The sequence below is a fragment of the Sphingomonas naasensis genome, assembly GCF_004792695.1.
Taxonomy (GTDB): Bacteria; Pseudomonadota; Alphaproteobacteria; order Sphingomonadales; family Sphingomonadaceae; genus Sphingomonas; species Sphingomonas naasensis.
In genome coordinates, this window is record NZ_SRXU01000001.1 from 681911 (window position 1) to 706600 (window position 24690).

Sequence of the window (24690 nt, forward strand, 5' to 3'; positions counted from 1 at the left end):
GCCTAACGAGTCGGTGATGCCCGCGCCGCCGCCTCCCGATCTCGCCAGCCTGTCGCTCGCCGAGATCGCGCGCCTCGCCGAGGCGAACCGGCTGCCGCCGGTCGAGAGCTGGAACCCGGCGCATTGCGGCGACAGCGAGATGCGCATCGCCCGCGACGGCACCTGGTATCATCAGGGTTCGCCGATCGGCCGCGCGGCGATGGTGCGGCTGTTCGCGACGATCCTGCGCCGCGAGCCCGACGGCGGCTTCGTCCTCGTCACTCCGGTCGAGAAGCTCGACATCGCAGTCGAGGACGCGCCCTTCGTCGCCGTCGAGATGAAGGCCGAGGGCGAAGGCGACGCGATGCGGCTCGCCTTCCGCCTCAACACCGGCGACCTCGTCACTGCCGGCCCCGATCACCCGCTACGGTTCGCGCAACGCGGCGATGGCCCGCGCCCCTATCTCCATGTCCGCGGCGGGCTCGAGGCGCTGATCGCGCGCCCGGTCTATTACGAGCTCGCCCAGATCGCGCTCGCGAATGGCAGCGGACCGCCGGGAGTGTGGAGCAATGGCGCCTTCTTCGCGCTGGAGCCGCAGCCATGACGCTCGCCGAACGGCTCCGCGTCGCGCTCGACGCCGCGCATGCCGACGGGCCGGTGCTGCTCGCCGGCGACCATTTCGAATTCGATCCCGCGATCGCCGGCAATCCCGCCGCGGTGCTGATCGCGGTCACCGATCGCGCCGCGCCCGGAGTCATCCTCACCCAGCGCACCGAGACGCTGCGCCGCCACCCCGGCCAGGTCGCCTTTCCCGGCGGCCGCATCGACCCTGAGGACGACGGCCCGATCGGCGCGGCGCTGCGCGAGGCCGAGGAGGAGATCGCCCTCCCCGCCTCGGCGGTCGAGGTGATCGGCACCGCCGATCGCTACCGCACCGTCACCGGCTATGAGGTGACCCCCGTGGTCGGCGTGGTCCCGCCCGATCTCGCGCTGGTCCCCGCCGAGGCCGAGGTCGCGGCGGTGTTCGAGGTCCCGCTCGCCTTCCTGCTCGACAGCGCCAACCACGTCGAGGCGACCGCGCTCTACCAGGGCCGCGAGCGCCGCTATTACGAGATAGTGTGGGGCGAGCGCCGCATCTGGGGCGCCACCGCGGCGATGCTCGTCAATCTTTCCCGGAGACTACGTTGGACGGCCTGATTCTACCTGATGCCCCCTTCCGCAAGCGCATCGGCCTCGCCGAGCTGTGCGAAGCGCTCGGCGTCGCGCAGGGGATGACGCGCTTTGTGGGTGGCGCGGTGCGCGACGCGCTGCTCGGCAACGAGGTCACCGAGGCCGATGTCGACATCGCCACGCGCCACGCGCCCGAGGCAGTGATGGATTTGCTGCGACAGGCCGGGATTCGCGCGGTGCCCACCGGGATCGAGCACGGCACGATCACCGCGGTGCTGGCCAGCGGGCCGATCGAGATCACCACGCTGCGCCGCGACGTCTCGACCGACGGCCGCCGCGCCACCGTCGCCTTCACCGACGACTGGCGCGCGGACGCCGCGCGCCGCGACTTCACGATGAACGCGCTCTACGCCGATCCGCTGACCGGCGCGATCTTCGACTATTTCGGCGGCGTCGCCGATCTCGAGGCGCGCCATGTCCGCTTCATCGGCGATCCGGTTCAGCGCATCGCCGAGGATCATCTGCGCATCCTGCGCTTCTTCCGCTTCCTCGCCCGCTTCGGCGATCGGGCCGATCCCGCCGGGCTCGATGCCTGCACCGCGCGCGCGAAGGACCTGATGGCGCTGTCGCGCGAGCGCATCCGCGACGAGCTGCTCAAGCTGCTGGTCGCGCGCGACGCGGTGCGCGTGGTCGCGCTGATGCTCGATCGCGGCATCCTGCTGCCGGTGCTGCCCGAGATCGTCGCGCCCGATCTGCTCGCGCATCTCGCCGCGCGCGAGGCCGAGGCGGGGATCGCGCCGCATCCGATTCGCCGCCTCTCGGCGCTGCTGCCGCGCGACGCCGGCCTCGCCGATCAGCTCGGCGCCCGGCTCAAGCTCTCCAATGCCGAGCGCAAGCGGCTGGTGACCGCCGCCGCGGCACCCGAGGGCGCGGCGATGCCGCTCGCCTATCGGCTGGGCGTCGACAGCGCCGTCGATCAGCTGCTGCTATCCGAGCGTCCGATCGCGGAGGTCATCGAAATCGCCGGCTGGCAGCCCCCTCGCCTGCCGCTCTCGGGCGGTGCCCTCGTCGCGCGCGGGCTCGCCAAGGGCCCCGATGTCGCGCGGGCGCTACGTGCGGTGGAGGATCGCTGGATCGCCGAAGGCTTCCCGGACGCGGCCCGGGTCAACGCGCTCGCCGACGAAATCGTCGCTCAGGCGTTGCGCGCCGCCAGCAAGGCATAGGCTTCGGCCTGCGGGATCGGCCGCGCGAACAGATAGCCCTGCCCGAAGGTGCAGCCGAGCGCGGCGAGCGTCTGGGCCAGCTCGTTGGTCTCGATGCCCTCGGCGGTGGTCTGCATCCCCAGCGCCTGGGCGAGGCTGAGCACCGCGCGGACGATCGCGATCTTGTCGCGGTCGGCGAGCATCCCCGAGACGAAGCTGCGGTCGATCTTGAGCAAGTCGATCGGCAGCTTCTGCAGATAGGCGAGGTTCGAATAGCCGGTGCCGAAATCGTCCATCGCCAGCGTGGTGCCGAGATCCTTGAGCGCCATCATCGTCCGGCTGATCCGGTCGGGATCGCTGACGATCGCGCTCTCGGTGAGTTCGAGCGTGAGCCGCGAACCGGCGATGCCCGCCTGTTCGAGCGCCGCCTGCACCATTTCGGGGATATGATCGCGCTGCAGCTGGATCGCCGACAGATTGACTGCGACCTTGACACCGCAATCGCCCCCCGCCGCGACGTCCCACGAAGCGAGCGTGCGCGCGGCCTCTTCCATTGCCCAGCGACCGAGCGGGATGATCAGCCCCGATTCCTCGGCCACCGGAATGAATTCATTGGGCGACAGCGCGATGCCGCGCTCGTTGGTCCAGCGCGCCAGCGCCTCGAACGAAGTGATCTTGCCGGTGGCGAGGTTGCAGATCGGCTGGAAGGCGAGCGTCATGTCGCCATTCTCGATCGCGCGGCGCAGTTCGGTCTCGATGCTGAACTGCTCGCGCGCGATGTCGAAGGCGCGGGTGTGATAGACTTCGATCCGGCCGCTGGTCTTGGCGCGCTTCACCGCGAACTGGGCGTGGCGGATCAGATCCTCGGGCTCGCCGCGATTGTCGGCGCCGAGCGCGATGCCGATCGAGCAATCGACGCGGATCTCGAAGTCGGAGAGCCGGAACGGCGTCGCCAGCGCGGCCTGGATGCGCCGCGCGACGTGCAGCGCGTCGCCGGGGCCGTCGTCGAGCGTCAGCAGCACCCCGAACTCGTCGCCGCCCATCCGCGCGAGGATGTCGCGGCCGCGCAGCGCGCCCTTGAGCCGGCGCGCGACCGAAATCAGCAACTCGTCGCCGGCCAGCCCGCCCATGCAGGCGTTGACCCGGCTGAAGCGGTCGAGATTGACCACCAGCACCGCGAAGCTCTCGGCATTGTCGGGATTGATCGAATTTTCCAGCTCGTCGCTGAATCCGGGGCGATTGGGCAGGCCGGTCAGGCTGTCGGTCGCCATCTCGCGGCGCAGGCTGTGCTCGGTGCGCAGCTCGCTGGTCTGGTCGACCAGGGTCACGAGGCAGCGATCTTGCCCGACATGCGCGGCGCGCCGCGCGAACAGCACGCGGAAATAGCGGCAATCGACTTCCTCGCCGAACTGCCACGCGATCTCGCGCTGCGTCTCGTCCGATTCGAGGAAGCGGCGCAGCTGGGTGCCGAGCAGGCGGATCAGCGGCGATTCGGCCGCGATCGTGCCCAGTCCGGCGAGGCGGAACGGGCGGTTGAGCGCCCGGAAATGGAACTTGCCGCCCTCGAGCGTCACCGCCACCGCGGGCACCGGCAACAGGTCGAGCATCAGCCCGGTTTCGGACGGGCCGAGGATGCACGCCTCCGCTGCCTGCGGAGCGGACTCCGCCGGCGCGGTCGAGACGGACCTGAGCTTGCCGAACGCCATTGCTCGCCGGGGCTAGCGGTAATTGGTTAAGACCGGCTGAAGCGAGCAGAAATCCGGCGCGGGATCCGTCGTCAGAACCAACCTTCTATCTATCCTCCCCCGCCAGGGGGAGGTGGCACGCGCAGCGTGACGGAGGGGGCGGAATCACTGAACGCAGTGAGTCCTCCCCCTCCGTCGCCGTCGGCGCCACCTGCCCCTTGCGGGGGAGGAAAGAAGAAGCCGAGACCCCGCTAGAACCGATTGTCGCGCGGGAAGCCGTTGGGGGCCATCCGGCCGGCGGCGCCGCGCGTGGCGCGCCATGGCGAGAGGTCGCTCTCGGTCCGCGTCCGCCCGGTCTCGCCGCCCATCGCCCAGCTCAGCCCGTCCTCCATCCGGAAGGTCCGCGCGTCGGCAAGCCCGCCGTCGCGATAGCGCTGGAGCTGCACCCCCTGCCCGCGCGCCAGCTCGGCGACTTCGCTCAGCGGGAAGACCAGCATCTTGCGATTGTCGCCGATCGCCGCGACCGCGTCGTCCTGCGCCGCGATCGGGCGGACGAGCTTGAGCTGCGCGCCGGCGCGCGGCGTCACCACCTGCTTGCCCTTGCGCGTCTCGGCGATCACGTCGGCGGCGTTGACGACGAAGCCGCGCCCGTCGGTCGCCGCCACAAGCAGCTTGGGCGAGGCGCTCGCCGGCAGCAGCGCGATGATCTGGCGCTCGCCGTCGAGGTCGACCATCAGCCGCACCGGCTCGCCGAAGCCGCGCCCGCCGGGCAGCTTGTCGCCCCCCAGCGTGTAGAACCGCCCATTGTCGGCGGCGAGCAGCAGCTTGTCGGTGGTCTGGGCATGGAAGGCGAAGAGCGGGCCGTCGCCTTCCTTGAACTTCAGCGTCTCGGCCGATGCCAGCTCGACATGCCCCTTCATCGCCCGGATCCAGCCGCGCTGGGAGAGGATCACCGTGATCGGCTCGCGCTCGATCATCGCCTCGAGCGGGATCTCGCGCGTCGGCCCCGCCTCGCGGATCGTCGTGCGCCGCGCGCCCAGCGGCGTGTCGAGCCCGTAGCGCTCGATCATCTTGCCGAGATCGCGCTTCATCCGGGTGCGCTGGCGCGCATCGGATGACAGCAACGTCTCGAGCTCGGCCTGCTCCTTGAGCAGCGCCTCCTGCTCGCGCCTGAGCTCCATCTCCTCGAGCCGGCGCAGGCTGCGCAGCCGCATGTTGAGGATCGCCTCGGCCTGGCGATCGGTCAGCTGGAACTCGGCCATCATCACCGGCTTGGGCTCGTCCTCGGTGCGGATGATGTGGATCACCCGGTCGAGGTTGAGGAAGGCGATGATATAGCCGCCGACCAGCTCGAGCCGGTCGGCGATCTTGTCCAGCCGGTGCTGCGAGCGGCGGCGCAGCACGACGAACTGGTGCTCGACCCACGCCGCGATCGCCTCGCCGAGGCTCATCACCCGCGGGGTGCGGTGCTTGTCGAGCACGTTGAGGTTGAGCGGCACGCGCACTTCGAGGTCGGAGAGTCGGTAGAGGCTCTCCATCAGCGTCTCGGCGTCGACGGTGCGGCTGCGCGGCTCGAGCACGACGCGGATGTCCTCCGCCGATTCGTCGCGCACGTCGCCGAGGATCGGCAGCTTCTTCTCGTTGATGAGCTCGGCGATCCCCTCGATCAGCTTGCCCTTCTGGACGCCGTAGGGGATCTCGGAGACGATAAGGTGCCAGCCGCCCCCCTTCTCGGTCACCTTCTCGATCTTCGCGCGCACCCGGAAGCTGCCGCGCCCGGTGGCATAGCTCTCGGCGATCGCGGCAGGGCTGTCGACCACCAGCCCGCCGGTCGGAAAATCGGGCCCGCTGACATAATCGAGCACGTTCGTCTGCGGATTGTCGATCAGCGCCACCGCGGCGTTCATCAGCTCGGCGGCGTTGTGCGGCGGGATCGAGGTCGCCATGCCCACCGCGATGCCGGCGGCGCCGTTGGCGAGCAGGTTGGGGAACAGCCCGGGGAAGAGCTCGGGCTCCTCTTCCTCGCCATTATAGGTCGCGCGGAAATCGACGGCATTCTCGTCGAGCCCGGCCATCAGGTCGATCGCGACCTGGGTCAGCCGCGCCTCGGTATAGCGATAGGCCGCGGCGTTATCGCCGTCGATATTGCCGAAATTGCCCTGCCCGTCGACGAGCGGATAGCGCAGCGCAAAGGTCTGGGCGAGGCGGACCATCGCGTCATAGACCGACTGGTCGCCATGCGGGTGATATTTGCCGATCACGTCGCCGACGACGCGCGCGCACTTCTTGTAGCCCGATGCCGGGTCGAGCCGCAGCAGCCGCATCGCCCAGAGCAGCCGGCGATGGACCGGCTTCAGCCCGTCGCGGACATCGGGCAACGAGCGCGCGGTGATCGTCGACAGCGCATAGACGAGATAGCGCTCGGAAAGCGCGCTATCGAAAGGAACGTCAGTGGGGCCGCCGGGTTCGAGGATTTCGGTGTCGAGGCTCATCGTCGGTCCGGACTAGCAGCCCCGGGGCGGCGCGCAAAGCCAAGGGTTGCATTCCGCGGGGTGCGGGCAATTCTCCATCCGTCACCCCGGCCGAAGTGCCGGGGTCCATTCCGCCGCGCCGGCTGACCTCCGCCGCTTCGGCCGCCGATCCCGACCGGGGCGCGTCGGCAACAAAGCCGGGTGACGGGCGTGGCTGCCTGCCGCCCGATACCGATCGCCCGGAACCCCGCCGGCCCCGACGCGCGCAGGGCGGCTCTGGTCGCATAGCGGCGCGGCTTTCGGAACGGCTTTCCTACGCCCGCCGCACCAGGGGAATCCCACAAGTGAAAGTAAACTATGCGTAAATTGATTTCGTGCGTCCTCGCTTCGCTGACGATGCTGGGCACCCATGCCGCTTCCGCTCAGGAAACCCCCGCGCCGGCGAGCAAGGATTTCGCCGGCTTCCGCGCCGAAGCGAATATCGGCTACGACCGCACCGGCGACGACGCGCTCTATGGCGAGGAACTCGGCGGCCTGCGCGTCGGCGGCGCGATCGGCTATGACGCACCGCTCGGCAACAATTTCCTCGTTGGTATCGAAGCCGGCATCGGCTGGACGGTTACCGGCGGCGTGACGGTCGGACCGTTCGCCACCAACGATCCGACGACCTTTCATGTGACCGGGGCGCATGATGCCGACATCTCGGTTCGTCTCGGCACCAAAATCGGTCCGAAAACGCTCGCTTTCGTCAAGGCGGGCTGGGTCGACACCGCCTACCGCTCGGAAATCGTCGGGGAGGACTATAGCTTCAGTTCGGAGGGTAACGACGACAACCTCCGCCTTGGGATCGGCGTCGAGCACCGCCTCGGCAAATCGCTCTACGCCAAAGCCGAATATCGCTACACTGCGGGCGACGCCGGCCGTCACCAGCTGTTGGCGGGTCTCGGCATCCGCTTCTGACCATCGCGAACTACACCGCCCGTGCGAGGATCCTGCCTCGCTCGGGCGGAACCCGCCAGAGCCGGGTCAGGCCTGCCGTGCCGAATAGCTCTCGAGCACCGGCACGGGACGCTCGCGTCCGATTTCGGCGAGCAGCCATTCGCGGAAGCGCTTGATCTTGGGCTGGTTGCGCCGTCCTACCGGCGCGACGAACCAATAGGCATAGCCGCGCGTCGAGATCTGCTCGAACGGGCGGACCAGCCGGCCCTCGGCAAGGTCGTTGCGCCAGAAGAACGGCGTCAGCATCGCCACGCCCTGCGCAGCGATCGCGGCGTGGCCCTCATGCGCCTGCGAATCGAGCCGGACGCCGGGCCGCAGCGGCCCGTCGGGCACGTCGACTCCTGCCTCGCGCAGCCACACCGTCCACCAGGGGTCGTGCGGGCTGATCAGCGGCAGGCGGAGCAGGTCGGCGGGTTGGAGCGGCCCGTGGCGATCGAGAAAGGCCGGGCTGACCATCGGGGTGAAGTCGATCGGCAGCAGCAGATCGGGCGCGAGCCCCGGCCAGTCGCCCCGGCCGGCGCGGATCGCGCAATCGACTTCGCCGCCCTCGAGATTGACCAGCGCGTCGCTGGTCTCGAGCCGCACCGCCATCTCGGGATGCGCCATCTGGAAGCTGCCCAGCCGCCATGCCAGCCACGCATTGGCGAAGGTGTTCGAGGTCGAGATGACCAGCAACCCCTCATCCTCGGCGCGGACATTGGCGAAGGCCGAGTCGATCGCGTCGAACGCGCGGGTGATCTGCGGCGCGGCGCGCGCGCCCGCCTCGGTCAGCACCACCTTGCGCTTGTCGCGGCGGAACAAAGGCGCGCCGAGCCGCTCCTCGAGCAGTTTGATCTGATAGCTCACCGCCGCCTGGGTCATCCCCAGCTCCTCGGCGGCGCGGGTGAAATTGCCGTGCCGCGCCGCGGCTTCGAACACCCGGACGGCGGACAGGGGCGGCAGGCGGCGCATGCCCTATCCATAAGGCAGGCTTGTTACCTTGGTCCAACGATTTGTTGGCGTGGCCACGCGTTCGGGCCCAAATAAGGCGAGCCATAGGCACAGGAGAACTTGTCATGGACCGCGATTATGAAAGCACCGCCTGGGCGGACAACCACGAGCAGCTCAGCAATGGAATCTCCAGCCTTTTCAAAAAGCTGGCCGACACGTTCACGCTACTCAACAAGATCGAATACGAGGCTCCCTGGCGCCATATGCGCCCGTGAGCCGGGGGATCGATCCCACGTCCCCGCGCCCCTTGCCACAGTTTCGCCCTAAATGTGGCGAAATTGTGGCTTGACGCAAATCCAGTCATGTGATGGCATATCATCCTCGTTGCAGGAGATACGCCCATGCGCCTTATTTCCCCTCTCGCGATCGCGGCCTTGCTTGCCGCCTGCTCCTCCCAGACCGGCGATCCGTCCGGACAGGCCGGCGATGCCGGCGGCACGCCGACCACCGCCGAAATGGCCGCCCCGGCCGATGCCGCGTCGGGCAATCCGGCCAACCCCGACAATGCGACGAAGCTGCCGATCTCGCTCCCGAAGCTCACCTACAGCTATGCGCTCTCCTATCTCGTCCCCGGCGACAGGATCGCCGCGACGCAGGACGCGCACCGCGATCTCTGCGAGGAGATGGGGCCGGCGCGCTGCCAGCTGATCGGGCTCGAGCGCGGCATCGGCGATGCGGAGACCAACCGCGCGATGCTCAAGCTGCGCGTCGCCACCGCCGAGGCGCGGCGCTTCCAGATCCTGCTCGATCACGGCGTCACTGAAGCCGGCGGCCGCACCGAAAATGCCCGGATCGCCACCGACGAGGTGTCGAAGCAGATCGTCGACACCGAGGCGCGGATCCGCCAGCGCGAATTGCTCGTCGCCCGCCTCACCGAGGCGCTGCGCACCCGCAGCGGCAAGCCGTCCGAGCTGGTCGCCGCCGAGCGCAGCGTCACCGAGGCGCAGGAGGAGCTCGATCAGGCGCGCGGCTGGCTCGGCGAGCTCCGGGGCCGCGTCGCGATGTCCGAGTTCGACATCCATTACGGCGCGATCGCCCCCGCGGCCTCGGCGCAGGGGCTCGGCGTCCGGCTCGGCGAGGCCGCGCAGGGCTCGGGCGCGGTCTTCCTGATCGGGCTCAACCTGCTGCTCTCGCTGCTGATCTATGTGCTGCCCTGGCTGGCCCTGCTCGCGCTGCCGGTGCTCGTGCTGCGCGGCCTGCGCAAGCGACGCCTTCCCGCCGAAGCCGGCTGACCAGTGCGCCCCGCTCCGCAGCCACGACGCGGAGCGGGGCCTCACGCCCGAGAACTGTCCCGTTTCCGCACCGATCAGGCCCCCAAATCCTCGATTGCACCGCCTTTGGAAATGTGATGTTGTATCATCACAACAACAGGAGGATGGGATGCCCAAACGGCTCATCATGATCGCGTCGGGCGGTTGCGCCGCGCTGGTGGTGCTCGCGACCTGCCTTTTGCTGATCCAGTCCGCCCATACCGGCAGCCAGCCCGCGCAGCAGTCGCCGGCCGCGCTCCGCGAGATGGAGGCGGCGAGCCCCCCACCCCCGCCGTCGGAGATGGTGTCCCCGCCGACATCGGTGGCGGCGCCCCCCGAAGCGATGGCGGTCAGCGCGCCGGCCGGCAGCGAAGCGCCCCAATTGCGCGAGCCGGCCGACGGCGCCGCCGCGACCGACCCGATCGCGGTCAGCGTCCCCCAGCTCGCTTATGCCTATCAGCTCGCCTATCGCCTCCCCGGCCCGCGCATCGCCGAAGCGCAGCAGGCGCATCTCACGCTCTGCCAGAAGCTCGGGCCGACTCGCTGCCAGCTGGTGTCGATGCGCAACGGCAGCTCGGACGAAGGTTATAAGGACGCCGCGCTCCAGCTCCGCGTGGCGAGCGGCATCGCGCAGCGCTTCCGCGGCGATCTCACCCAGGCGATCGCCGATGCCGGCGGACGCCCGGTCGACACCAGCATCACCGCCGAGGACGTCTCGAAGGACATGGTCGATACCGAGGCGCGCATCCGCCAGCGCGAGATCCTCGTCGCCCGCCTCACCGAGATGCTGCGCAGCCGCCAGGGCCGCGTCTCCGAGCTGGTCGAGGCCGAACGCAGCGTCGCCGCCGCGCAGGAGGAGCTCGATCAGGCCAAGGGCTGGCTCGGCCAATTGCGCACTCGCGTCGCGCTGTCGCAGTTCCGGATCAACTATGTCCCCGCGGTCGCGGTCGAGCCTTCGCCGCGCCCGCAGTCGAACCGGCTCGCCGACGCGTTCGTCACGTCGCTCGGCGCGGTGTTCGCCTTGGGCCGCACCCTGCTGATCCTGCTCATCCTGCTCGCGCCCTGGGCAGCGATCGGTCTGGCCATCGCCCTGCCCCTGCGGCGCTGGTACAAGCGCAGATATTATCCCGCCGCCGAAGCGTGATTGCACCGCAACACCGCATCCAGTATAGGCGCGTGCTCTTCCAGAGCCCCGGCTGCCATGCGGTGTTTCCGCACCGCCGGGGCGACGCTTTTCAGGGGTAAGAGCCACGATGGCACGCCGCCGGCAGATCTACGAAGGCAAGGCAAAGATCCTTTACGAGGGTCCCGAGCCGGGCACGCTGATCCAGTATTTCAAGGACGACGCGACTGCGTTCAACGCGCAGAAAAAGGGCACGATCAGCGGCAAGGGCGTGCTCAACAACCGGATTTCCGAGCATGTCTTCACCCTGCTCGCCGGGATCGGCATCCCCACCCACTTCATCCGCCGGCTCAACATGCGCGAGCAGCTGATCCGCCAGGTCGAGATCGTCCCGATCGAGGTGGTGGTGCGCAACGTCGTCGCCGGCAGCCTCGCCAAGCGCCTCGGCATCGAGGAAGGCACCCCGCTGCCGCGCACGATCATCGAATATTATTTCAAGGACGATGCGCTCGGCGATCCGATGGTCACCGACGAGCATATCCTCGCCTTCGGCTGGGCCGCGCAGGAAGAGCTGCACGACATGGCCGACATGGCGATTCGGGTGAACGACTTCCTCTCGGGGCTGTTCGCCGGAATCGGCATCCGCCTCGTCGACTTCAAGCTCGAGTTCGGCCGGATCTGGGACAATGACTATGCCCGGATCATCCTCGCCGACGAGATCAGCCCCGATGGCTGCCGCCTGTGGGACATCGCGACCAACGAGAAGCTCGACAAGGACCGTTTCCGCCGCGATCTCGGCGGCGAGGTCGAGGCCTATCAGGAAGTCGCGCGCCGGCTCGGGCTGTTCCCCGAAGGCGCCGATTCGGCGGTGCTGGATCTCGAGAGCCACCGCAAGCGCCGCGGCAAGTAACCGCACGTTTCCCGGCGGCGGAATCTTCGCGATTTCGCCGCCACGTTAAACAGCTTCTTAACCATGGCGCGCCTAATCCTTCCGACGAATTCCGGTCAGGGGGATTACGCATGCGTTCGTTTGGTAGCTTTCTCGCGCTCTCCGGCGCCTTCACGCTCGCGGCGTGCGGCGGCGATACGGGGCCGCAGACCGTAGGCGGTATTGCACCTCCCGGTGGCAGCACGCCGACGCCGACGCCGGCAAATTTCCTCGACGTCACCAGCACCACGACGTTCGACGTCGTCGGATCCTTCCAGACGCTCGACACGACGACGACGGTATCGACCCCGGCAGGCGGCGGCACGCCGACCACCCGCGTCGCCTCGCTCTATGCCGGCAACGCCGCGACGGTAAACGCGCCCAACGGCTCGATCAGCTACAATCCGCGCGACGGCATCTTCACCGTCCGCTTCACCGACAACGCCGCCAATGTGACCCGGACCTACAACTATCAGGATCCGGCGCACCGCACCCAGTTCTCGGGCGGGCAGTTCGCCAGCTATCAGATCCCGAACCTCGCGACCTTCAACTATCTCCAGGTGCTCGAAGGCAACGCCCAGCCGGTGTTCTTCTATCAGCGCCCCGGCGCCACCCGCGCCGATGGCAGCAAGGCGTCGACCTTCGTGTCGCTCGCCGGCTTCTCGCGCGTCGAGGAGAGCCAGACCACCACGCCGCCCGCCAACCCGGCGACCGACCCGACGGTGACCGCCACCAACTTCAAGGGCGAGCGCGGCGCCTTCGTCTTCGGCCAGAAGACGCCGTTCAATCAGGTCCCGACCTCGGGCGAAGGCACCTATCGCGGCGATTTCCTCGCCTCGATGGTCGCCGATCCCACCGGCGGCGGCCGTTCGACCATGCAGTGGATCAGCGGCGACAGCAGCGTTGCGGTCAAGTTCGGCACCGGCCAGGTCGATCTCACCCTCACCGGTACCGTCGGCCCGGCCTATGTCCAGGGCGCGACCGTCCCCTCGCCGATCGCCGCGGGCACGAGCTTCACCGCGCGCGGCACCGCGCAGGTCAATCTCACCGGCAAGGGCGGCTTCACCGGCGTCTTCACCCAGAACACCGGTGGCCAGCAGAATGTCGGCTTCGGCAGCGGCGCCAGCTTCGTCGGCGTCGACTTCGCCAGCGTCTCGGCCGGCGGCCCCACTGCGGGCGCCAGCTCGATCGACGGCGGCTTCTTCGGCCCGAACGCAGTCGATGTCGGCGGCAACATCCGCATCGTCGGCGGCATCCCCGATCAGCGCGTCGACATTCTCGGCGCGTTCACCGGCACCAAGCCCTAAGCCCAACCGGAGCCCATATGCGCGCGTCGCTGATCGCCGCCCTGCTCCTCCTCGGAGCGGGGTCGGTGGCCCATGCCCAGAGCTCGCCATGCGAGGGCGGCGATTGCCAGCTGCGCCTCACCCCGGCGCAGCTGCTCGCCAGCGCCGAGCGGCTGGTCGCGCTGCGGCGCTTCGACGAGGCGCGGCCGCTGATCGCGGCGCTCAAGCTCGCCCCCGGCTACACGCTCCAGACGCGTTTCCTCACCGGCCTGATCGCCGCGGAGAGCGGTGATTTCCACGCCGCCGCCGATCAGTACAAGGCGATCCTCGCCGACGATCCCAATCAGACCCGCGTCCGCCTCGAGCTCGGCAAGGCGATGATGGCGATGGGCAAGCCGCAAAGCGCCGACAAGCAGTTCCGCCTCGCCGGGCAGGATCGCGAATTGCCGCCCGAGCTCGCCAAGGCGATTCGCGGCGTGCGCGCGGTGATCCGCCAGAAGCGGGCATGGCGGCTCGACGTCGATTTCGGCATCGCCCCCGACAGCAACATCAACAACGCCACCGGCGTCGATCAGGTGACGGTCAATCTCGGCGGCTATTCGCTGCCGCTGACGCTCGAAGACAACGCGAGGGCGCGTTCGGGCACCGGGCTCACCGCCACCGTCTCGGCCGGCGTCCGGCTTCCGGTCAGCCAGAATCTCTCGATGCTCGTCGATTTCGACGGCACCGGCAGCAACTATGCCGGCGTCGACTATGACGATTATCTCGTTCAGTTCGCCGCCGGCCCCGAGTTTCGCCTGTCGCAGGCGGTCAGCGTCTCGATCGAGGCCGTCGGGGCGCAGCGTTGGTATGGCGGGCATCTCGCCACGCGCCAGGGCGGCGTCAAGGCCGGCGCGCAGGCAACACTGGGCGCCCGCGACCGGATCGGCCTCCAGCTCGACGCGCGCCGCACCGTGGCGCTGTTCAACCATGGCTATGACGGCTGGCAGACCGGGCTCTACGCCAATTGGGAGCATGCGCTGTCGCGCAGCCTCGTCGGTTCGGTCGGCCTGTTCGGCCGGCGCGACTGGCTGGACGCACCGGCATATTCGAGCAAGGAAGCCGGGCTGAGCCTCGCGGTCGGCGGCGAGCTGCCGCACGGGATCAACTTCAGCCTCAGCGGCACCGGCTCGCGCGCGGTCTATGACGCGGCGGTGCCGTTCTTCTCGAACGATCCGCGCCGCGACTGGCGCTGGAGCACGCGCGCGACGCTCGGCAATCGCAAGATCCGCGTGTTCGGCTTCTCGCCCGAGCTCAGCGTCACCTATGCGCGCACCAGCTCGAACATTCCCTTCTACAGCACCGATCGGGTGCGCTTCCGCGCGGCGCTCGCCCGCTATTTCTGATCGCGGGCGCGAGCGCGCGGCCGTTATTTCTGATTGCGGGACTCGTCCGGCCGGGCCATAGGCGCGGCCATGAAGCTCCGCATCATCGTGACCCTCAAGAACGGCGTCCTCGACCCCCAGGGCAAGGCCATCCAGCACGCGCTCGGCGGCCTTGGTTTCGAAGGCGTCGACGACGTCCGCGCCGGCAAGATCTTCGAGCTCGACGTGGCCGACGGCACCAGCGACGCCGCCATCGACGAGATGTGCCGCAAGCTGCTCGCCAACACGGTGATCGAGAATTATCGGGTCGAACGCCCATGAAGACCGCGGTCATCGTCTTCCCCGGCTCCAATTGCGACCGCGACATCGCGGTGGCGCTCGAGGACGTGACCGGCACCGCGCCGGCGATGGTCTGGCACGGCGAGAGCGATCTCCCCGACGGCGTCGGGCTGATCGCCCTGCCCGGCGGCTTCTCCTATGGCGATTATCTGCGCTGCGGCGCGATCGCGGCGCGCTCGCCGGTGGTCCGCGCGGTGGTCGCGGCGGCCGAACGCGGCGTGCCGGTGATCGGCATCTGCAACGGCTTCCAGGTCCTCACCGAGACCGGTCTGCTTCCCGGCGCGCTGATGCGCAATTCGGGGCTCAACTTCGTCTGCCGCGACGTCGCGCTGACCATCGATAACAGCCAGTCGATCTTCACCAGCGGCTATCAGTCGGGCGAGACGATCACTGTCCCCGTCGCACATCATGACGGCAATTACTTCGCCGATGCCGAGACGCTCGATCGGATCGAGGGCGAAGGCCGCGTCGCCTTCCGCTATGCCGAGGACGTCAACGGCTCGGCGCGCAACATCGCCGGGCTGCTCAACGCGAGCGGCAATGTGCTCGGCATGATGCCCCACCCCGAGCGCCGCATCGAAGCCGCGCATGGCGGCCTCGACGGCCGCCGCCTGTTCGAGGGCCTGCTCGAAGCGGTCGCCTGAGGGCGGCTGCCATCCGCCGACACGAACGGCAGCTTGCGCCCCGCAGTCGGTCTTCAGCGTCGCCGCTACGCTGCTCAAAAGCGGACGTGCGTTCAGCCTGGGGGCGTTAGACCCGTTGCGTTGAACGAAGCTTCCGAGCGCTCCATAAGCACAACGCGGCAAGTATACCCAAAACAAGCGCCCATCCACCTTGAAGCCAGGCATCCTCGGGCTCGTGCGCGTATTCGCGAATACTGTCAGGCAGAAACAAGAGAAAGCCCAGCGCCCCCAATATGAAAAGCGCGCCACAAGCCATGAGCAGCCATCGCAACAGGTTCATGAACTGTGGTGTAGAGGAAAGTAGATAGTGGGCAAGTGAGGCGGGAGCGGCCACCCATTCTGACCAGGCGCATATCGGCAGCTATCGCCGCGTCGGCCCTAAGAGCCGTCCGTCCGCTTCCCACCCATAGCCGCCGTTCGCTCGTCCCTTGCAATGTAGGATTTCGCCTGCTGCCGTGGCCGCCGGTCCGGCGCGCGCCGACCGCGCTCTTTGACATCGTCGATTTTCCTACAGCGCCGCGCAAGATTGTTTCCTACTCGCGCAACGCGAGAGTCGTTCTACCGCGACTCTTGCGACTCTAGACCGGCGGATTCCTACAAAATGGCTGCGCGGCCTTCCTACTCACCGTCACCCCGGCCTTGTGCCGGGGTCCACCGTGCCGAGCCGGAAAAGCGGGAGGCGAGAGCGCGTCGCCTGCCTCGCGGCGGATCCCGGCACAAGGCCGGGATGACGGGAATGTCGTCGCGCCAGCCCTACAGCCGTGCCTCCAGCCAGGCCTTGATGTCCGCCATCACTTCCTCCTTGCCGATATCGGCGAGCAGGTCGTGATAATGGTCCTTGTAGAGCTTGAGCGTCTTGTCGCTCGATCCGGCGGTCTCGTAGAAGAACTCGCTGCCTTTGCAGACCGTCGCCTTGTCGGCGGTGCCGTGCATGATCAGCACCGGCAGCGTCACCGTCGGGAATTCCTCGCGCAGCCGTTCGTCGGCACGGACCAGCGCGGCGACGGTCGCGGCGGGCTGGGTCTCGTCCTTGATGTACGGATCGGCGTTGAGCGTCGCCACCCAATCGGGATCGCGCGAGAAATCCTCGTTGTGCAATTTGAGCACGCCGAGCCGCGGCGCGATGTGGCTCAGCCCCTTGATCGCGGCCAGCGCGAAACCCGGCGCGGGGACCTGGAAGGCGAAGCTCTCGCAGATGAACCCGTCGATCTCGCTCTGATGATCGAGGACGTAGCTCGCCGAGGTCACCCCGCCCGCGCTGTGCCCGAGCAGAAACACCTTCTGCCCCGGGAAACGCTGCTTCGCGATCGCGATCGTGCCCGCGACATCGGCGACATAATCGGCGACGGTCTCGACATAGAAGCGCTCGCCGGTCGAGCGGCCGCGGCCGCGCAGGTCGAGCGCGAGGACCGCATAGCCCGCCGCAACGAGCTGGTCGGCGGCCCAGAGATACTGGCCGCCATGCGAATTGACGCCGTGGCAGATCACCACCACCGCGCGGGGGGCGCCGTCGGGCTGCCAGGTGCGATAGAAGATGCTCGCGTCACCCGTGCTCGTGAACGTCGCTTCCTCGGCGGCCATGCCCTGCTCCCTCTCAGCGTTTCCCGAGACTGTTCCGAAACCGCAACAATGTGCAAGTGCGCAGATTGCAGGCCGCTCAGACCCGCGTGGCGAAGGGGGTGAAGTCGGTCCCCTCGTCATAAACGTCGACGCCCTCGCGGCTTTTGAGGAACCCGACTACCGCATAGGTGAACGGAGTCAGCAGCACTTCCCAGCCCACCTTGAGCGCCCATTGGGTGAACAGCACGGTGATCACCTGGTGGGTGGTCCAGCCGGCGGCGAACAGAAAGGCGAGCGGGTAGAAGATCAGGCTGTCGACGGCCTGGCCGAAGATCGTCGATCCGATCGTCCGCGCCCATAGATGCCTGCCGCGGGTGAGGATCTTCATCCGCGCGAGCACGAACGAATTGACGAACTCGCCGCACCAGAAGGCGATGATCGAGGCGAAGGCGATGCGCGGAATGCTGCCGAAGCCGAAGATCTGCTCGTATGCCGCCTGCCCCGCCCAGCCGGCGTCGACCGGCAGCGCCACCACGACGATGCACATCAGCACCATGTAGAGCATCGCCGCGAACCCGGCCCAGATCACCCGCCGGGCCCGGGCATAGCCATAGACCTCGGTCAGCACGTCGCCGATCACATAGCTGATCGGGAAGAACAGGATGCCGGCGCCGAACGGCCATGGTCCGATCCACGGCAGGTCGATCACCGATCGCTTGCTCGCGCCGATGATGTTCGAGAGCAGCAGCACGACGACGAATGCCACCATCACGAAGTCGAAATAGCGGAAATGCCCACCCGCCACGTCGCGCGCGGCGACTTGCGCCGGCCTGTCTGCCCCCTCGCTCATGCCGCGGTTATGATGCCGGTTCCGCTGCTGCGCAATCCGTGGCACAGGCGATTCGCGCGCGCCCGTAGCTCAGCTGGATAGAGCATCTGCCTTCTAAGCCGATGGTCGCAGGTTCGAATCCTGCCGGGCGCGCCAACGCATCGCCGCCGAGCCACCCCGGCGCAGCGCAACCTGCCAGCCCCGTGCCAGCAATCCGCGCCAAGGTCCCGCCCCGCCATGGCTTTTGCGCCAGCGGGTACGGGAATCCCGTACGAACAACTCCCAATAATCGCCGCGAGTTTTCCACAGTATATTTTGCGCAGGTCGCGTCCGCTTAAATAACAAAATACGCGTACTCGATCAAAGGGTTAAAGTTATGCACAACTTTAGTGAAAGCATCGCAGGCAAAAATTCTTGTATAAGTGAAAGCCACAACGCCACGTCGGCTAGCTCGTTCCCGCACATTCGCCGCTATTCGCCGGGAGGCGTGATTTTCTCGCAAGGCGAACATCGTAATACCTGCCTTCAGGTGATGCAGGGGGCGGTCCGCCGTTGCCGCTACAGTGCCGACGGCACGCGCCAGGTGATCGGCTTCGCGATCGCCGGCGACGTGATCGGGCTCGAGGAAGGCGACTGGGACGAGACCGCGGAAGCCGTCACCGAAGTACTGCTCTCGCCGCTCGAGAAGGCCGAGGGCCATGGCCGCGCCAGCGGCAATGCCGCGCTGCTGCGGCAGGGCCTCGGCGAAGCGCTCCAGACCCTCGCCATGCTCGGGCGCCGCACCGCGGTCGAGCGGCTCGCCGCCTTCCTTCTCCATTTCGCCGATCGCACGGGCCAGGGCGCGACGATCGACCTGCCGATGTCGCGCGAGGACATCGCCGATCATCTCGGCATCAACATGCACACCGCCAGCCGGGCCTTCTCGCAGCTCATCCGCTGCGGCTTCATCGAGCTCGACGGCCCGCATTGCGTATGCGTGCGCCAGCCCGGTCAGCTCGGCCTGCTGGCGGGCCAGAGCGACTGCGACGAGCTGCCGCCGGCACGGCCGGGCCGGACGCTGGTCCATGCCGGGATCCGGCCATGAGCGGCCCCCGCTCCACGCTGCTCGCCGCGGCGAGCGCGCTCGCGCTGTCGCTCTCGGCGGTCTGCGCCCGCCCCGCCAACGCCCAGGCCCAGGACCTCGGCGAGCGGGTTCGCGCGCTCGAGGAGCTCGTCGCCCGTCAGGCCGACGAGCTCTCGGAACAGCGCGCCCTGTTGGTGCAGCAAGAGGCACGGATCGAGGCCCTGTCGCTGCCGAACGACGAGCTCGTCACCTATCGCGGCGCCGGCATCGGCGCGATGGAGGCACGCGGCGCGGCGATCGCCGCCCAGACGACGCAGGCGACGCCGTCGCCACAGGCTGCGCCGTCCGCGCCGGTGGGCGAAGCGCCGCAGGAGCAGCGCGATCTCAAGGCCGAGGTCGCCGCGGTCCCGCAGGAACAGGGCGTGCTCACCCCCGCGGGGCACTTCGTCCTCGATCCGATCTTCGACTATACCCAGTCGGCGACCGACCGGCTGGTGTTCCGCGGCTTCGAGCTGATCCCGGGCATCCAGGTCGGGCTGATCGAGGCGAGCCGGGCGCGCCGGGACTCGCTCGCGCCCACGCTCGCGCTGCGCTACGGGATCACCAGCCGGCTCGAGATCGAGGGACGGCTGCCCTATATGCACCGCTATGATCGCATCCAGGTCGCGCAGCAGCGCGATCAGGGAATCGTGCGGACGATCGCGCTCAAGGACAGCAGCTTCGGCGATGCCGAGCTCGCGCTGCGCTACCAGATCAACGACGCGCACGGGCAGGATCCGATCTTCGTCGGCAGCATCCGGGTCAAATCCGATACCGGCCAGGGGCCGTTCGATATCGGCTATGACTCGTTCGGCGTCGCGACCGGGCTCGCCACCGGATCGGGATTCTGGGGCGTGCAGCCCGGATTGAGCTTCCTGCTCCCGTCGGATCCGGTCGTGATCTTCGGCGGATCGACCTATCTCTGGCATCTCGGCCGCGACATCGACAAGACCGTGGGCGGCGCCTTTGTCGGCCATGTCGACCCCGGTGACGCGATCTCCGCCAATCTCGGCTTCGGCTTCGCGCTGAATCCGCGCTTCTCCTTCTCGCTCGGCTATCGCCACAGCTACATCTTCAAGACGACGACCGAGATCGGCGACATCGTCGCGGAATCGCTTCCGCTCCAGATCGGCTCGCTCAGCCTCGGCATGTCCTATCGGCTCAACACGCGCGTGACCGCCAATGTCGGGTTCGAATTCGGCATGACCGAGGATGCGCCCGATGTCGGGATCACGATCCGCCTGCCGACGATGTTCTAGAGCCGGTACGGCGCCGGCGGCGGGATCAGTTGCCCGCCGCCGCGCCCAGCGCCGCATCGAGTTCGCCGGCCATGCCCTGGGGGAGCGTGCCGGCCGAGATTGAGTCCCGGAAGGTGTCGTACCCCGACAGGTTGAGGGTGAGATCGACTTCCTGGCGAACCGCGGTGTTGTTCGCGGTGTTCAGCAGCATGTTCTGGATGCCGCCCTCGACATTGTGGATCAGCGCGGTCTGCCCCTGATTGGCGAAGAACACCTGCTGGTCGCCGAGCTGCAGCCGGATGCCGCCTTCGGAGAACATTCCCGCGCGAAGCTGGTCCGCGGTCGCCTGGGTCAGCGCGGCCGAGACGAATTGCTGCGTCTCGACCCCGCCATCGCCCCAGGTGAACAGCGTGCGCAAGGCAAGCTCGCCGTTGAGATAGGTCCGCAGGTCCGCACCGAGCGAGATGATCAGCCCGGCGATCTCGAATCCGCCCCGCGCCTGCGCCAGCTCCGCATCGGGCATCGGCCGCGCCGACGCCAGCGGGTCGCCCGAAACCGCGTCCTGCGCCATCGCCGATGCCGGGCCGAGCCCGATCGCGCAGGCGAGCGCCAATTTCGACAGGCTGAACATCATACGCTCCTTCAATTCACGGTCCCCACCCGCACGTCGAGCAGCATCACGGGCGACAATTGATATGCCGGCGGGAGATAGTTGGTGACGTCGGCGATCGAGGTGCGCCCGCCGATCGTGCGATCGAGCGCCCTGCCACCCTGGAAATTCCAGTCGCTGACGAGGTTGAAGCTCGGCAGCCGCCTGTCGGGAGTGCGCATCACCGCCAGCACCACGCCGTTCCAGTAATGACCGAACTCGCTCCAGCGATATTGAGTTAGGCCGAGCATCGGATCGCCGACGAGGATCTTGTCGTCGGTCATGCCCTTGAGCACGACGAAATGCTTGAAGCCGCGCAGGTCGAGCAGCAGGATCAGCGGCCTGCGCACCTGCTTGAGCTGGGCGAGATCGAGGCGGAAGCCCTCCGCGCGATAACCGATCTTGTCGAGATAGGTCTTCATGTCGAGCAGCGAGAAGCCCTGGCGGCGGATCGCATCCTGATCGCCGTTCGCCCACATCGCCGCGAAGCTCTCGCGTTCGCCGAGGGCACGGCCATAGTGATAATGGAGCAGGGTCGCGAGCGCCGCGGACCCGCAGCTGAAATCGTAGCGCTGGCGGATGACGGTGCGGAACGGGATCTCCCACCAGCTCATCACGGTGACCGTGTAATTGCCCCCCGCTTCCTGCCCGAGGCGCACCTGCGCATCGGCGGCCAGCGGTGCCGCAATGCCGATCGCCGCGGCGATCAGGAGCCGCGCGCGCCGCACGGGGTCATTCGCCCAGATTGACGGTGAGGGTCATGCCGGCCTGCATCGTGTTCAATGCGCCGGTGTTGATCACGAAATTGCCTACCCCGTTGAAGTTCGAGAGCGCGTTGTCGCTGAGGCTGATCGTGCCCGCGCTATAATCGCCGAGCAGCATGCCGCTGGTCACGCCCTGCAGCACCTGGGTGTTGAGCACGATGGTCTCGCCGCCGCGCAGCTGCGCCAGTTCCTCGAGCGACAACAAGCCGCTCTCCGGCCGGGCCGCGGCCTGGGCATCGCCCGTGGCGGCATCGGAAGCGGGAGCCTGCTGCGCGAGCGCGCCGGCGGACAGGAAAAGAGCGGGAGCAGCGAGCCCCGCCCGCAATGCTAGGGAGATCATGGCAAACGCCTTTCGAATGCGGAAACGAGAAGGGGCCGGACCGATGGAAGCGGGCCCGGCCCCCCGGGGGGATCAATCGCCGCCGTCGTCGCCGCCACCCGCACCGCCGCCGCCGCCGACACCGAAATTGACGGTGCCCTGCGCCGCGATGTTGGTCGCGGCTTGCGTGTTGGCGTTGATGCCCGTGTTCCAGGCTGCGTTGGCGATGCCGGCGAACGCCGCGAAGGCGTTGTCGTTCACCGAGTTGCTGCCACTGTTGTAGCCGACGGCGGTATCGGTGTCGTCCTCACCGTCGAGGTCGACGACTTCGTCGAGCTCGCGGTTGATGTTGACCGCCTTCAGATACTGGTTCGCGCTGACGGCGTTGTTGCCGTTGTACGAGCCATTCTCCTTGCTGATCGTCTTGGTGTCGTCGTCCGAATAGGAATCGGCGGCGTTGTCGGTGAAGATCACGTCGAGGAGATCGTTGATGACGGCGACATGGTCGCTGTCCGTGGTGTTCACGTTACCGCCCGATTGAGCGAACGCCGGCATGGCGACGACGAGTCCGAATGCGGCCGCCGAAGCCTTGAGGATGGTACGAACACGCATAGTGTTCTCCTTGTCTTCGAATGGCACCGAAAGCCCCCTGGCCCATCGGCGACCGCCCCACTCGGGACGGCTTCGCAACCATAGGTCGATTGCCGACGACGACTTTTGCGGATCGTCAGTTTGTCCGGAAAAAGACGAAGCGCCACCAACTTCCTGTGGTTCGGAGCGTCTGTGACGAAACCGCAACGGAAGACACGTAGTTGATAACCCGTACCCCGCGGCAGCCCGTGCCTCCAGACTGATCAAGTGCATGCACCCTATCCGCAGCGTTACGTAGGTGTTACCACGTATCGATCGATTACGGGGGTGATGATCTACTTCAAATGTTCGCGTTCCTTGGGGACCTGTCCGCGTTCCAAATGGTGAGGGGGGCTTGTCACAATCCCACGCTCGCCGGCGCAGCAGTGGAGGTTGAGCATTTTGATCGAGACGGCACCTCTCGAAAAATTCCTTGAGGAATCGGGGGAGGCGCACCTCATCATCGATCGGGTTGGGCGGATCGCTTTCGCCACCGAAGTTGCGAAAGCGCTGATCGGCGTCGCGCCCAGCCTGAGCCAGTTCGATGCCGACGATTCACTGGCCGATCTCCTCGCCGGCTGGTTCGCGCAACGGCAGTGCTTCGGCTATACCGGCATGGCGAGGCTGCGCGCGGCGAGCCCGAGCACGACGGATATGTGCCTGTTGGGCTCCACCGTCGAATATCGCGGCGCCCGCCACCTGCTCTGCCACCTGCGCCCGCTCGAGCGCAGCGGTCCGACGGAAGCGCATCGCTGGGACGAGATCACCGATGCGGCGCGCGAGAGCGCGTTCGCCGCGGCGGGCGCAATGGTCGAGCACGAGCTCAACCAGTCGCTCGCCGCGATCGTCAACTATGTGCAGACTTCGGCGGTGCTGCTGAACGGCGGCGCCGGGGACCTCGGGCGCGTCCAGGACGCGCTCGCCGAGGCGGGGCAGCAGGCGCTGCATTGCGCCGAGCTGCTCCGCGTGCTGCGCCGGAGCTTCGGCTATCAGAACCGCGCGCTCGAGCTGCATTCGCTCTGCGATGTCGTGCGGCAGGCGCACGACCTGCTCGGCCAGACGCAGGGCGGGCGCGGCGCCCTGCTCGCATTGCACGGCGGCGACGCCGATCTGCACGTCCGGCTGAGCCATGCGCACTTCGTGTCGATGCTCGTCCTGCTGATGCAGCGCTGCCTGCGCCGCGCCGGGCCGGCCGCGAAGCATTCGATCAGGGTCCGTATTGCGCCCGAAGGCCGCGAAGGCGCCGTCGTCCGCTTCCTCGACTGCAGGGCATGGGACCTCGACGGCGCGGTGCCGGGCCGGGTCCCGGCGGAGCTTTATCCATCAGACAATGACGATGTCCGGCTGCTCGCCATCTGCCAGGTGACGATGAGCCTGCACGGCGGACATGTCTCGATCGCGGAGGATCCAGGAAGAAACGCCGAAATCAGACTGAGCCTCAAAAAAGCGAAAATCGGAGGAAGCTCGCATGCCTGAGAAAGGGATCGTCCACGTCGTCGACGACGAATTGCCGATTCGCAGATCGGTTGCCTTCGTTCTCCAGAGTGCGGGCTATTTCCCCAAGACCTGGTCGAGCGGCGCCGAGTTCATCCGCCACATCAAGCGTCCGCAGCGCGCCTGCGTGATCCTCGACCTGCACATGCCCGACATCGACGGGCTGGGCGTGCAGGAATGGATGAACACGCACGGCGTCTTGCTGCCGGTGATCATCCTCACCGGCCAGGGCGATATCCAGACCGCGGTTCGCGCCACCCAGAACGGCGCGCTGGATTTCCTCGAGAAGCCGGTCTCGCGGCACGCGCTGCTCGAGGTGGTCGAGCGCGCGTTCAACCAGCTCGAGGATCTCTCGACCCAGGTTGACCGTCGCGAGCATGCCCGCCGCCGCCTCGGCGTGCTGACCGATCGCGAGCAGGAGATACTCGATCGCCTCGCACGGGGGCATTCGAACAAGGAGATCGCGCTGATGTTCGGAATCAGCCCGCGCACGGTGGAAGTGCATCGCGCCAACATCATGCTCAAGCTGCGCGTGCCCAGCTTTCCGGACGCATTGCGCATCGCGTTTCTCTCCGAACTCGGCGAGCCGGAGAACGAGGCGCTGCGCCAATCGTTGGCGCGGCCCGAATAGCCGGA

At 67.7% G+C, this 24690-nt stretch carries 25 protein-coding genes and 1 tRNA gene; 17 read left to right on the plus strand and 9 right to left on the minus strand.

The annotated features are described in order from the left end of the window. Positions 1 to 16 precede the first annotated feature (16 nt). From E5A74_RS03310 to E5A74_RS03320, 3 genes are read left to right on the plus strand one after another with little or no spacing between them, the layout of a single operon-like run. Positions 17 to 583, plus strand: a complete 567-nt coding sequence (locus E5A74_RS03310; protein ID WP_135982794.1) for a DUF1285 domain-containing protein — start codon at positions 17 to 19, stop codon at positions 581 to 583. Then, positions 580 to 1176 (plus strand): CoA pyrophosphatase, encoded by a 597-nt coding sequence (locus E5A74_RS03315; protein WP_135982797.1) that lies wholly within the window; start codon positions 580 to 582, stop codon positions 1174 to 1176. The genes E5A74_RS03310 and E5A74_RS03315 overlap by 4 nt, the downstream gene beginning before the upstream one ends. After that, the gene (locus E5A74_RS03320; protein WP_240699616.1) at positions 1164 to 2372 is read left to right on the plus strand and encodes a CCA tRNA nucleotidyltransferase; all 1209 of its coding nucleotides are present in this window, start codon (positions 1164 to 1166) and stop codon (positions 2370 to 2372) included. The genes E5A74_RS03315 and E5A74_RS03320 overlap by 13 nt, the downstream gene beginning before the upstream one ends. Here E5A74_RS03320 and E5A74_RS03325 read toward each other — a convergent pair. Together E5A74_RS03325 and parC are read right to left on the minus strand one after the other, a co-directional pair. After that, positions 2342 to 3958: a putative bifunctional diguanylate cyclase/phosphodiesterase gene (locus E5A74_RS03325; protein WP_135983188.1), complete on the minus strand. Its 1617-nt coding sequence runs from the start codon at positions 3956 to 3958 to the stop codon at positions 2342 to 2344. The genes E5A74_RS03320 and E5A74_RS03325 overlap by 31 nt on opposite strands. A gap of 329 nt (positions 3959 to 4287) precedes the next feature. Continuing rightward, positions 4288 to 6528 (minus strand): DNA topoisomerase IV subunit A, encoded by a 2241-nt coding sequence (gene parC / locus E5A74_RS03330; protein ID WP_135982799.1) that lies wholly within the window; start codon positions 6526 to 6528, stop codon positions 4288 to 4290. 336 nt (positions 6529 to 6864) lie between these two features. Between parC and E5A74_RS03335 the strand changes: the two genes are divergently transcribed. Then, on the plus strand, positions 6865 to 7467 hold the full coding sequence (locus tag E5A74_RS03335; RefSeq protein WP_135982801.1) for a porin family protein: 603 nt from the start codon (positions 6865 to 6867) through the stop codon (positions 7465 to 7467). A 66-nt stretch (positions 7468 to 7533) separates the two neighbouring features. On the opposite strand, the gene gcvA is transcribed toward E5A74_RS03335, so the two are convergent. Then, positions 7534 to 8457 carry a transcriptional regulator GcvA gene (gene gcvA / locus E5A74_RS03340; RefSeq protein ID WP_135982803.1) on the minus strand — a complete coding sequence of 308 codons (924 nt, stop codon included), beginning with the start codon at positions 8455 to 8457 and terminating at the stop codon, positions 7534 to 7536. A 104-nt stretch (positions 8458 to 8561) separates the two neighbouring features. On the opposite strand from gcvA, the gene E5A74_RS20780 reads away from it, so the two are divergent. The 8 genes from E5A74_RS20780 to purQ all read left to right on the plus strand — a co-directional run bounded on the left by E5A74_RS20780 (position 8562) and on the right by purQ (position 15430). Next, the gene (locus E5A74_RS20780) at positions 8562 to 8711 is read left to right on the plus strand and encodes a hypothetical protein (RefSeq protein WP_166745582.1); all 150 of its coding nucleotides are present in this window, start codon (positions 8562 to 8564) and stop codon (positions 8709 to 8711) included. Between the two features lie 126 nt (positions 8712 to 8837). Next, complete coding sequence (locus E5A74_RS03345; RefSeq protein WP_135982805.1) at positions 8838 to 9728, plus strand: DUF4349 domain-containing protein; 891 nt, start codon at positions 8838 to 8840, stop codon at positions 9726 to 9728. Positions 9729 to 9876: 148 nt separating this feature from the next. Then, a complete protein-coding gene (locus E5A74_RS03350; RefSeq protein WP_166745583.1) occupies positions 9877 to 10890 on the plus strand; it encodes a DUF4349 domain-containing protein in 1014 nt (337 codons plus the stop codon). Positions 10891 to 10999: 109 nt separating this feature from the next. Next, positions 11000 to 11779 carry a phosphoribosylaminoimidazolesuccinocarboxamide synthase gene (purC, locus tag E5A74_RS03355; protein WP_135982810.1) on the plus strand — a complete coding sequence of 260 codons (780 nt, stop codon included), beginning with the start codon at positions 11000 to 11002 and terminating at the stop codon, positions 11777 to 11779. Positions 11780 to 11889: 110 nt separating this feature from the next. Beyond that, positions 11890 to 13104 (plus strand): HupA family protein, encoded by a 1215-nt coding sequence (locus E5A74_RS03360; RefSeq protein ID WP_135982812.1) that lies wholly within the window; start codon positions 11890 to 11892, stop codon positions 13102 to 13104. A gap of 17 nt (positions 13105 to 13121) precedes the next feature. Then, positions 13122 to 14468, plus strand: a complete 1347-nt coding sequence (locus E5A74_RS03365; protein ID WP_135982814.1) for a surface lipoprotein assembly modifier — start codon at positions 13122 to 13124, stop codon at positions 14466 to 14468. 69 nt (positions 14469 to 14537) lie between these two features. Beyond that, positions 14538 to 14768: a phosphoribosylformylglycinamidine synthase subunit PurS gene (purS, locus tag E5A74_RS03370; RefSeq protein WP_135982816.1), complete on the plus strand. Its 231-nt coding sequence runs from the start codon at positions 14538 to 14540 to the stop codon at positions 14766 to 14768. After that, positions 14765 to 15430, plus strand: a complete 666-nt coding sequence (gene purQ, locus E5A74_RS03375) for a phosphoribosylformylglycinamidine synthase subunit PurQ (protein ID WP_135982818.1) — start codon at positions 14765 to 14767, stop codon at positions 15428 to 15430. Before purS ends, purQ begins: the two co-directional genes overlap by 4 nt. Positions 15431 to 16222: 792 nt before the next feature. On the opposite strand, the gene E5A74_RS03380 is transcribed toward purQ, so the two are convergent. Both E5A74_RS03380 and E5A74_RS03385 read right to left on the minus strand, forming a co-directional pair. Beyond that, complete coding sequence (locus E5A74_RS03380) at positions 16223 to 17050, minus strand: alpha/beta hydrolase (protein ID WP_135982820.1); 828 nt, start codon at positions 17048 to 17050, stop codon at positions 16223 to 16225. A gap of 76 nt (positions 17051 to 17126) precedes the next feature. Continuing rightward, positions 17127 to 17879 (minus strand): queuosine precursor transporter, encoded by a 753-nt coding sequence (locus E5A74_RS03385; RefSeq protein ID WP_135982822.1) that lies wholly within the window; start codon positions 17877 to 17879, stop codon positions 17127 to 17129. A gap of 58 nt (positions 17880 to 17937) precedes the next feature. Between E5A74_RS03385 and E5A74_RS03390 the strand changes: the two genes are divergently transcribed. The 3 genes from E5A74_RS03390 to E5A74_RS03400 all read left to right on the plus strand — a co-directional run bounded on the left by E5A74_RS03390 (position 17938) and on the right by E5A74_RS03400 (position 20219). Next, a tRNA-Arg gene (locus tag E5A74_RS03390) sits at positions 17938 to 18014 on the plus strand. Positions 18015 to 18234: 220 nt separating this feature from the next. Next, on the plus strand, positions 18235 to 18942 hold the full coding sequence (locus E5A74_RS03395; RefSeq protein WP_135982824.1) for a helix-turn-helix domain-containing protein: 708 nt from the start codon (positions 18235 to 18237) through the stop codon (positions 18940 to 18942). Then, positions 18939 to 20219 carry a porin family protein gene (locus E5A74_RS03400; protein WP_206365750.1) on the plus strand — a complete coding sequence of 427 codons (1281 nt, stop codon included), beginning with the start codon at positions 18939 to 18941 and terminating at the stop codon, positions 20217 to 20219. The genes E5A74_RS03395 and E5A74_RS03400 overlap by 4 nt, the downstream gene beginning before the upstream one ends. A gap of 25 nt (positions 20220 to 20244) precedes the next feature. Here the strand turns inward: E5A74_RS03400 and E5A74_RS03405 are convergent, their stop codons facing one another. The 4 genes from E5A74_RS03405 to E5A74_RS03420 form a co-directional block, all read right to left on the minus strand. Beyond that, complete coding sequence (locus E5A74_RS03405) at positions 20245 to 20829, minus strand: hypothetical protein (protein WP_166745585.1); 585 nt, start codon at positions 20827 to 20829, stop codon at positions 20245 to 20247. Between the two features lie 11 nt (positions 20830 to 20840). Next, on the minus strand, positions 20841 to 21575 hold the full coding sequence (locus tag E5A74_RS03410) for a C39 family peptidase (protein ID WP_135982828.1): 735 nt from the start codon (positions 21573 to 21575) through the stop codon (positions 20841 to 20843). Positions 21576 to 21579: 4 nt separating this feature from the next. After that, positions 21580 to 21951 carry a hypothetical protein gene (locus tag E5A74_RS03415; RefSeq protein ID WP_135982830.1) on the minus strand — a complete coding sequence of 124 codons (372 nt, stop codon included), beginning with the start codon at positions 21949 to 21951 and terminating at the stop codon, positions 21580 to 21582. 72 nt (positions 21952 to 22023) lie between these two features. Further along, positions 22024 to 22542 (minus strand): DUF2059 domain-containing protein, encoded by a 519-nt coding sequence (locus E5A74_RS03420; RefSeq protein WP_135982832.1) that lies wholly within the window; start codon positions 22540 to 22542, stop codon positions 22024 to 22026. 411 nt (positions 22543 to 22953) lie between these two features. Between E5A74_RS03420 and E5A74_RS03425 the strand changes: the two genes are divergently transcribed. Next, positions 22954 to 24036, plus strand: a complete 1083-nt coding sequence (locus E5A74_RS03425; protein ID WP_135982833.1) for a histidine kinase — start codon at positions 22954 to 22956, stop codon at positions 24034 to 24036. After that, on the plus strand, positions 24029 to 24685 hold the full coding sequence (locus tag E5A74_RS03430) for a response regulator transcription factor (RefSeq protein ID WP_135982834.1): 657 nt from the start codon (positions 24029 to 24031) through the stop codon (positions 24683 to 24685). The genes E5A74_RS03425 and E5A74_RS03430 overlap by 8 nt, the downstream gene beginning before the upstream one ends. Positions 24686 to 24690: the final 5 nt, after the last annotated feature.

Bases quoted from the DNA above. Each gene is read 5' to 3' on its own strand.
- E5A74_RS03310 (WP_135982794.1), top strand. From the start codon at position 17: ATGCCCGCGCCGCCGCCTCCCGATCTCGCCAGCCTGTCGCTCGCCGAG.
- E5A74_RS03315 (WP_135982797.1), top strand. From the start codon at position 580: ATGACGCTCGCCGAACGGCTCCGCGTCGCGCTCGACGCCGCGCATGCC.
- E5A74_RS03325 (WP_135983188.1), bottom strand. From the start codon at position 3,958: ATGCTCGACCTGTTGCCGGTGCCCGCGGTGGCGGTGACGCTCGAGGGC.
- parC (WP_135982799.1), bottom strand. From the start codon at position 6,528: ATGAGCCTCGACACCGAAATCCTCGAACCCGGCGGCCCCACTGACGTT.
- E5A74_RS03335 (WP_135982801.1), top strand. From the start codon at position 6,865: ATGCGTAAATTGATTTCGTGCGTCCTCGCTTCGCTGACGATGCTGGGC.
- gcvA (WP_135982803.1), bottom strand. From the start codon at position 8,457: ATGCGCCGCCTGCCGCCCCTGTCCGCCGTCCGGGTGTTCGAAGCCGCG.
- E5A74_RS20780 (WP_166745582.1), top strand. From the start codon at position 8,562: ATGGACCGCGATTATGAAAGCACCGCCTGGGCGGACAACCACGAGCAG.
- E5A74_RS03345 (WP_135982805.1), top strand. From the start codon at position 8,838: ATGCGCCTTATTTCCCCTCTCGCGATCGCGGCCTTGCTTGCCGCCTGC.
- E5A74_RS03350 (WP_166745583.1), top strand. From the start codon at position 9,877: ATGCCCAAACGGCTCATCATGATCGCGTCGGGCGGTTGCGCCGCGCTG.
- purC (WP_135982810.1), top strand. From the start codon at position 11,000: ATGGCACGCCGCCGGCAGATCTACGAAGGCAAGGCAAAGATCCTTTAC.
- E5A74_RS03360 (WP_135982812.1), top strand. From the start codon at position 11,890: ATGCGTTCGTTTGGTAGCTTTCTCGCGCTCTCCGGCGCCTTCACGCTC.
- E5A74_RS03365 (WP_135982814.1), top strand. From the start codon at position 13,122: ATGCGCGCGTCGCTGATCGCCGCCCTGCTCCTCCTCGGAGCGGGGTCG.
- purS (WP_135982816.1), top strand. From the start codon at position 14,538: ATGAAGCTCCGCATCATCGTGACCCTCAAGAACGGCGTCCTCGACCCC.
- purQ (WP_135982818.1), top strand. From the start codon at position 14,765: ATGAAGACCGCGGTCATCGTCTTCCCCGGCTCCAATTGCGACCGCGAC.
- E5A74_RS03380 (WP_135982820.1), bottom strand. From the start codon at position 17,050: ATGGCCGCCGAGGAAGCGACGTTCACGAGCACGGGTGACGCGAGCATC.
- E5A74_RS03385 (WP_135982822.1), bottom strand. From the start codon at position 17,879: ATGAGCGAGGGGGCAGACAGGCCGGCGCAAGTCGCCGCGCGCGACGTG.
- E5A74_RS03395 (WP_135982824.1), top strand. From the start codon at position 18,235: ATGCACAACTTTAGTGAAAGCATCGCAGGCAAAAATTCTTGTATAAGT.
- E5A74_RS03400 (WP_206365750.1), top strand. From the start codon at position 18,939: ATGAGCGGCCCCCGCTCCACGCTGCTCGCCGCGGCGAGCGCGCTCGCG.
- E5A74_RS03405 (WP_166745585.1), bottom strand. From the start codon at position 20,829: ATGTTCAGCCTGTCGAAATTGGCGCTCGCCTGCGCGATCGGGCTCGGC.
- E5A74_RS03415 (WP_135982830.1), bottom strand. From the start codon at position 21,951: ATGATCTCCCTAGCATTGCGGGCGGGGCTCGCTGCTCCCGCTCTTTTC.
- E5A74_RS03420 (WP_135982832.1), bottom strand. From the start codon at position 22,542: ATGCGTGTTCGTACCATCCTCAAGGCTTCGGCGGCCGCATTCGGACTC.
- E5A74_RS03430 (WP_135982834.1), top strand. From the start codon at position 24,029: ATGCCTGAGAAAGGGATCGTCCACGTCGTCGACGACGAATTGCCGATT.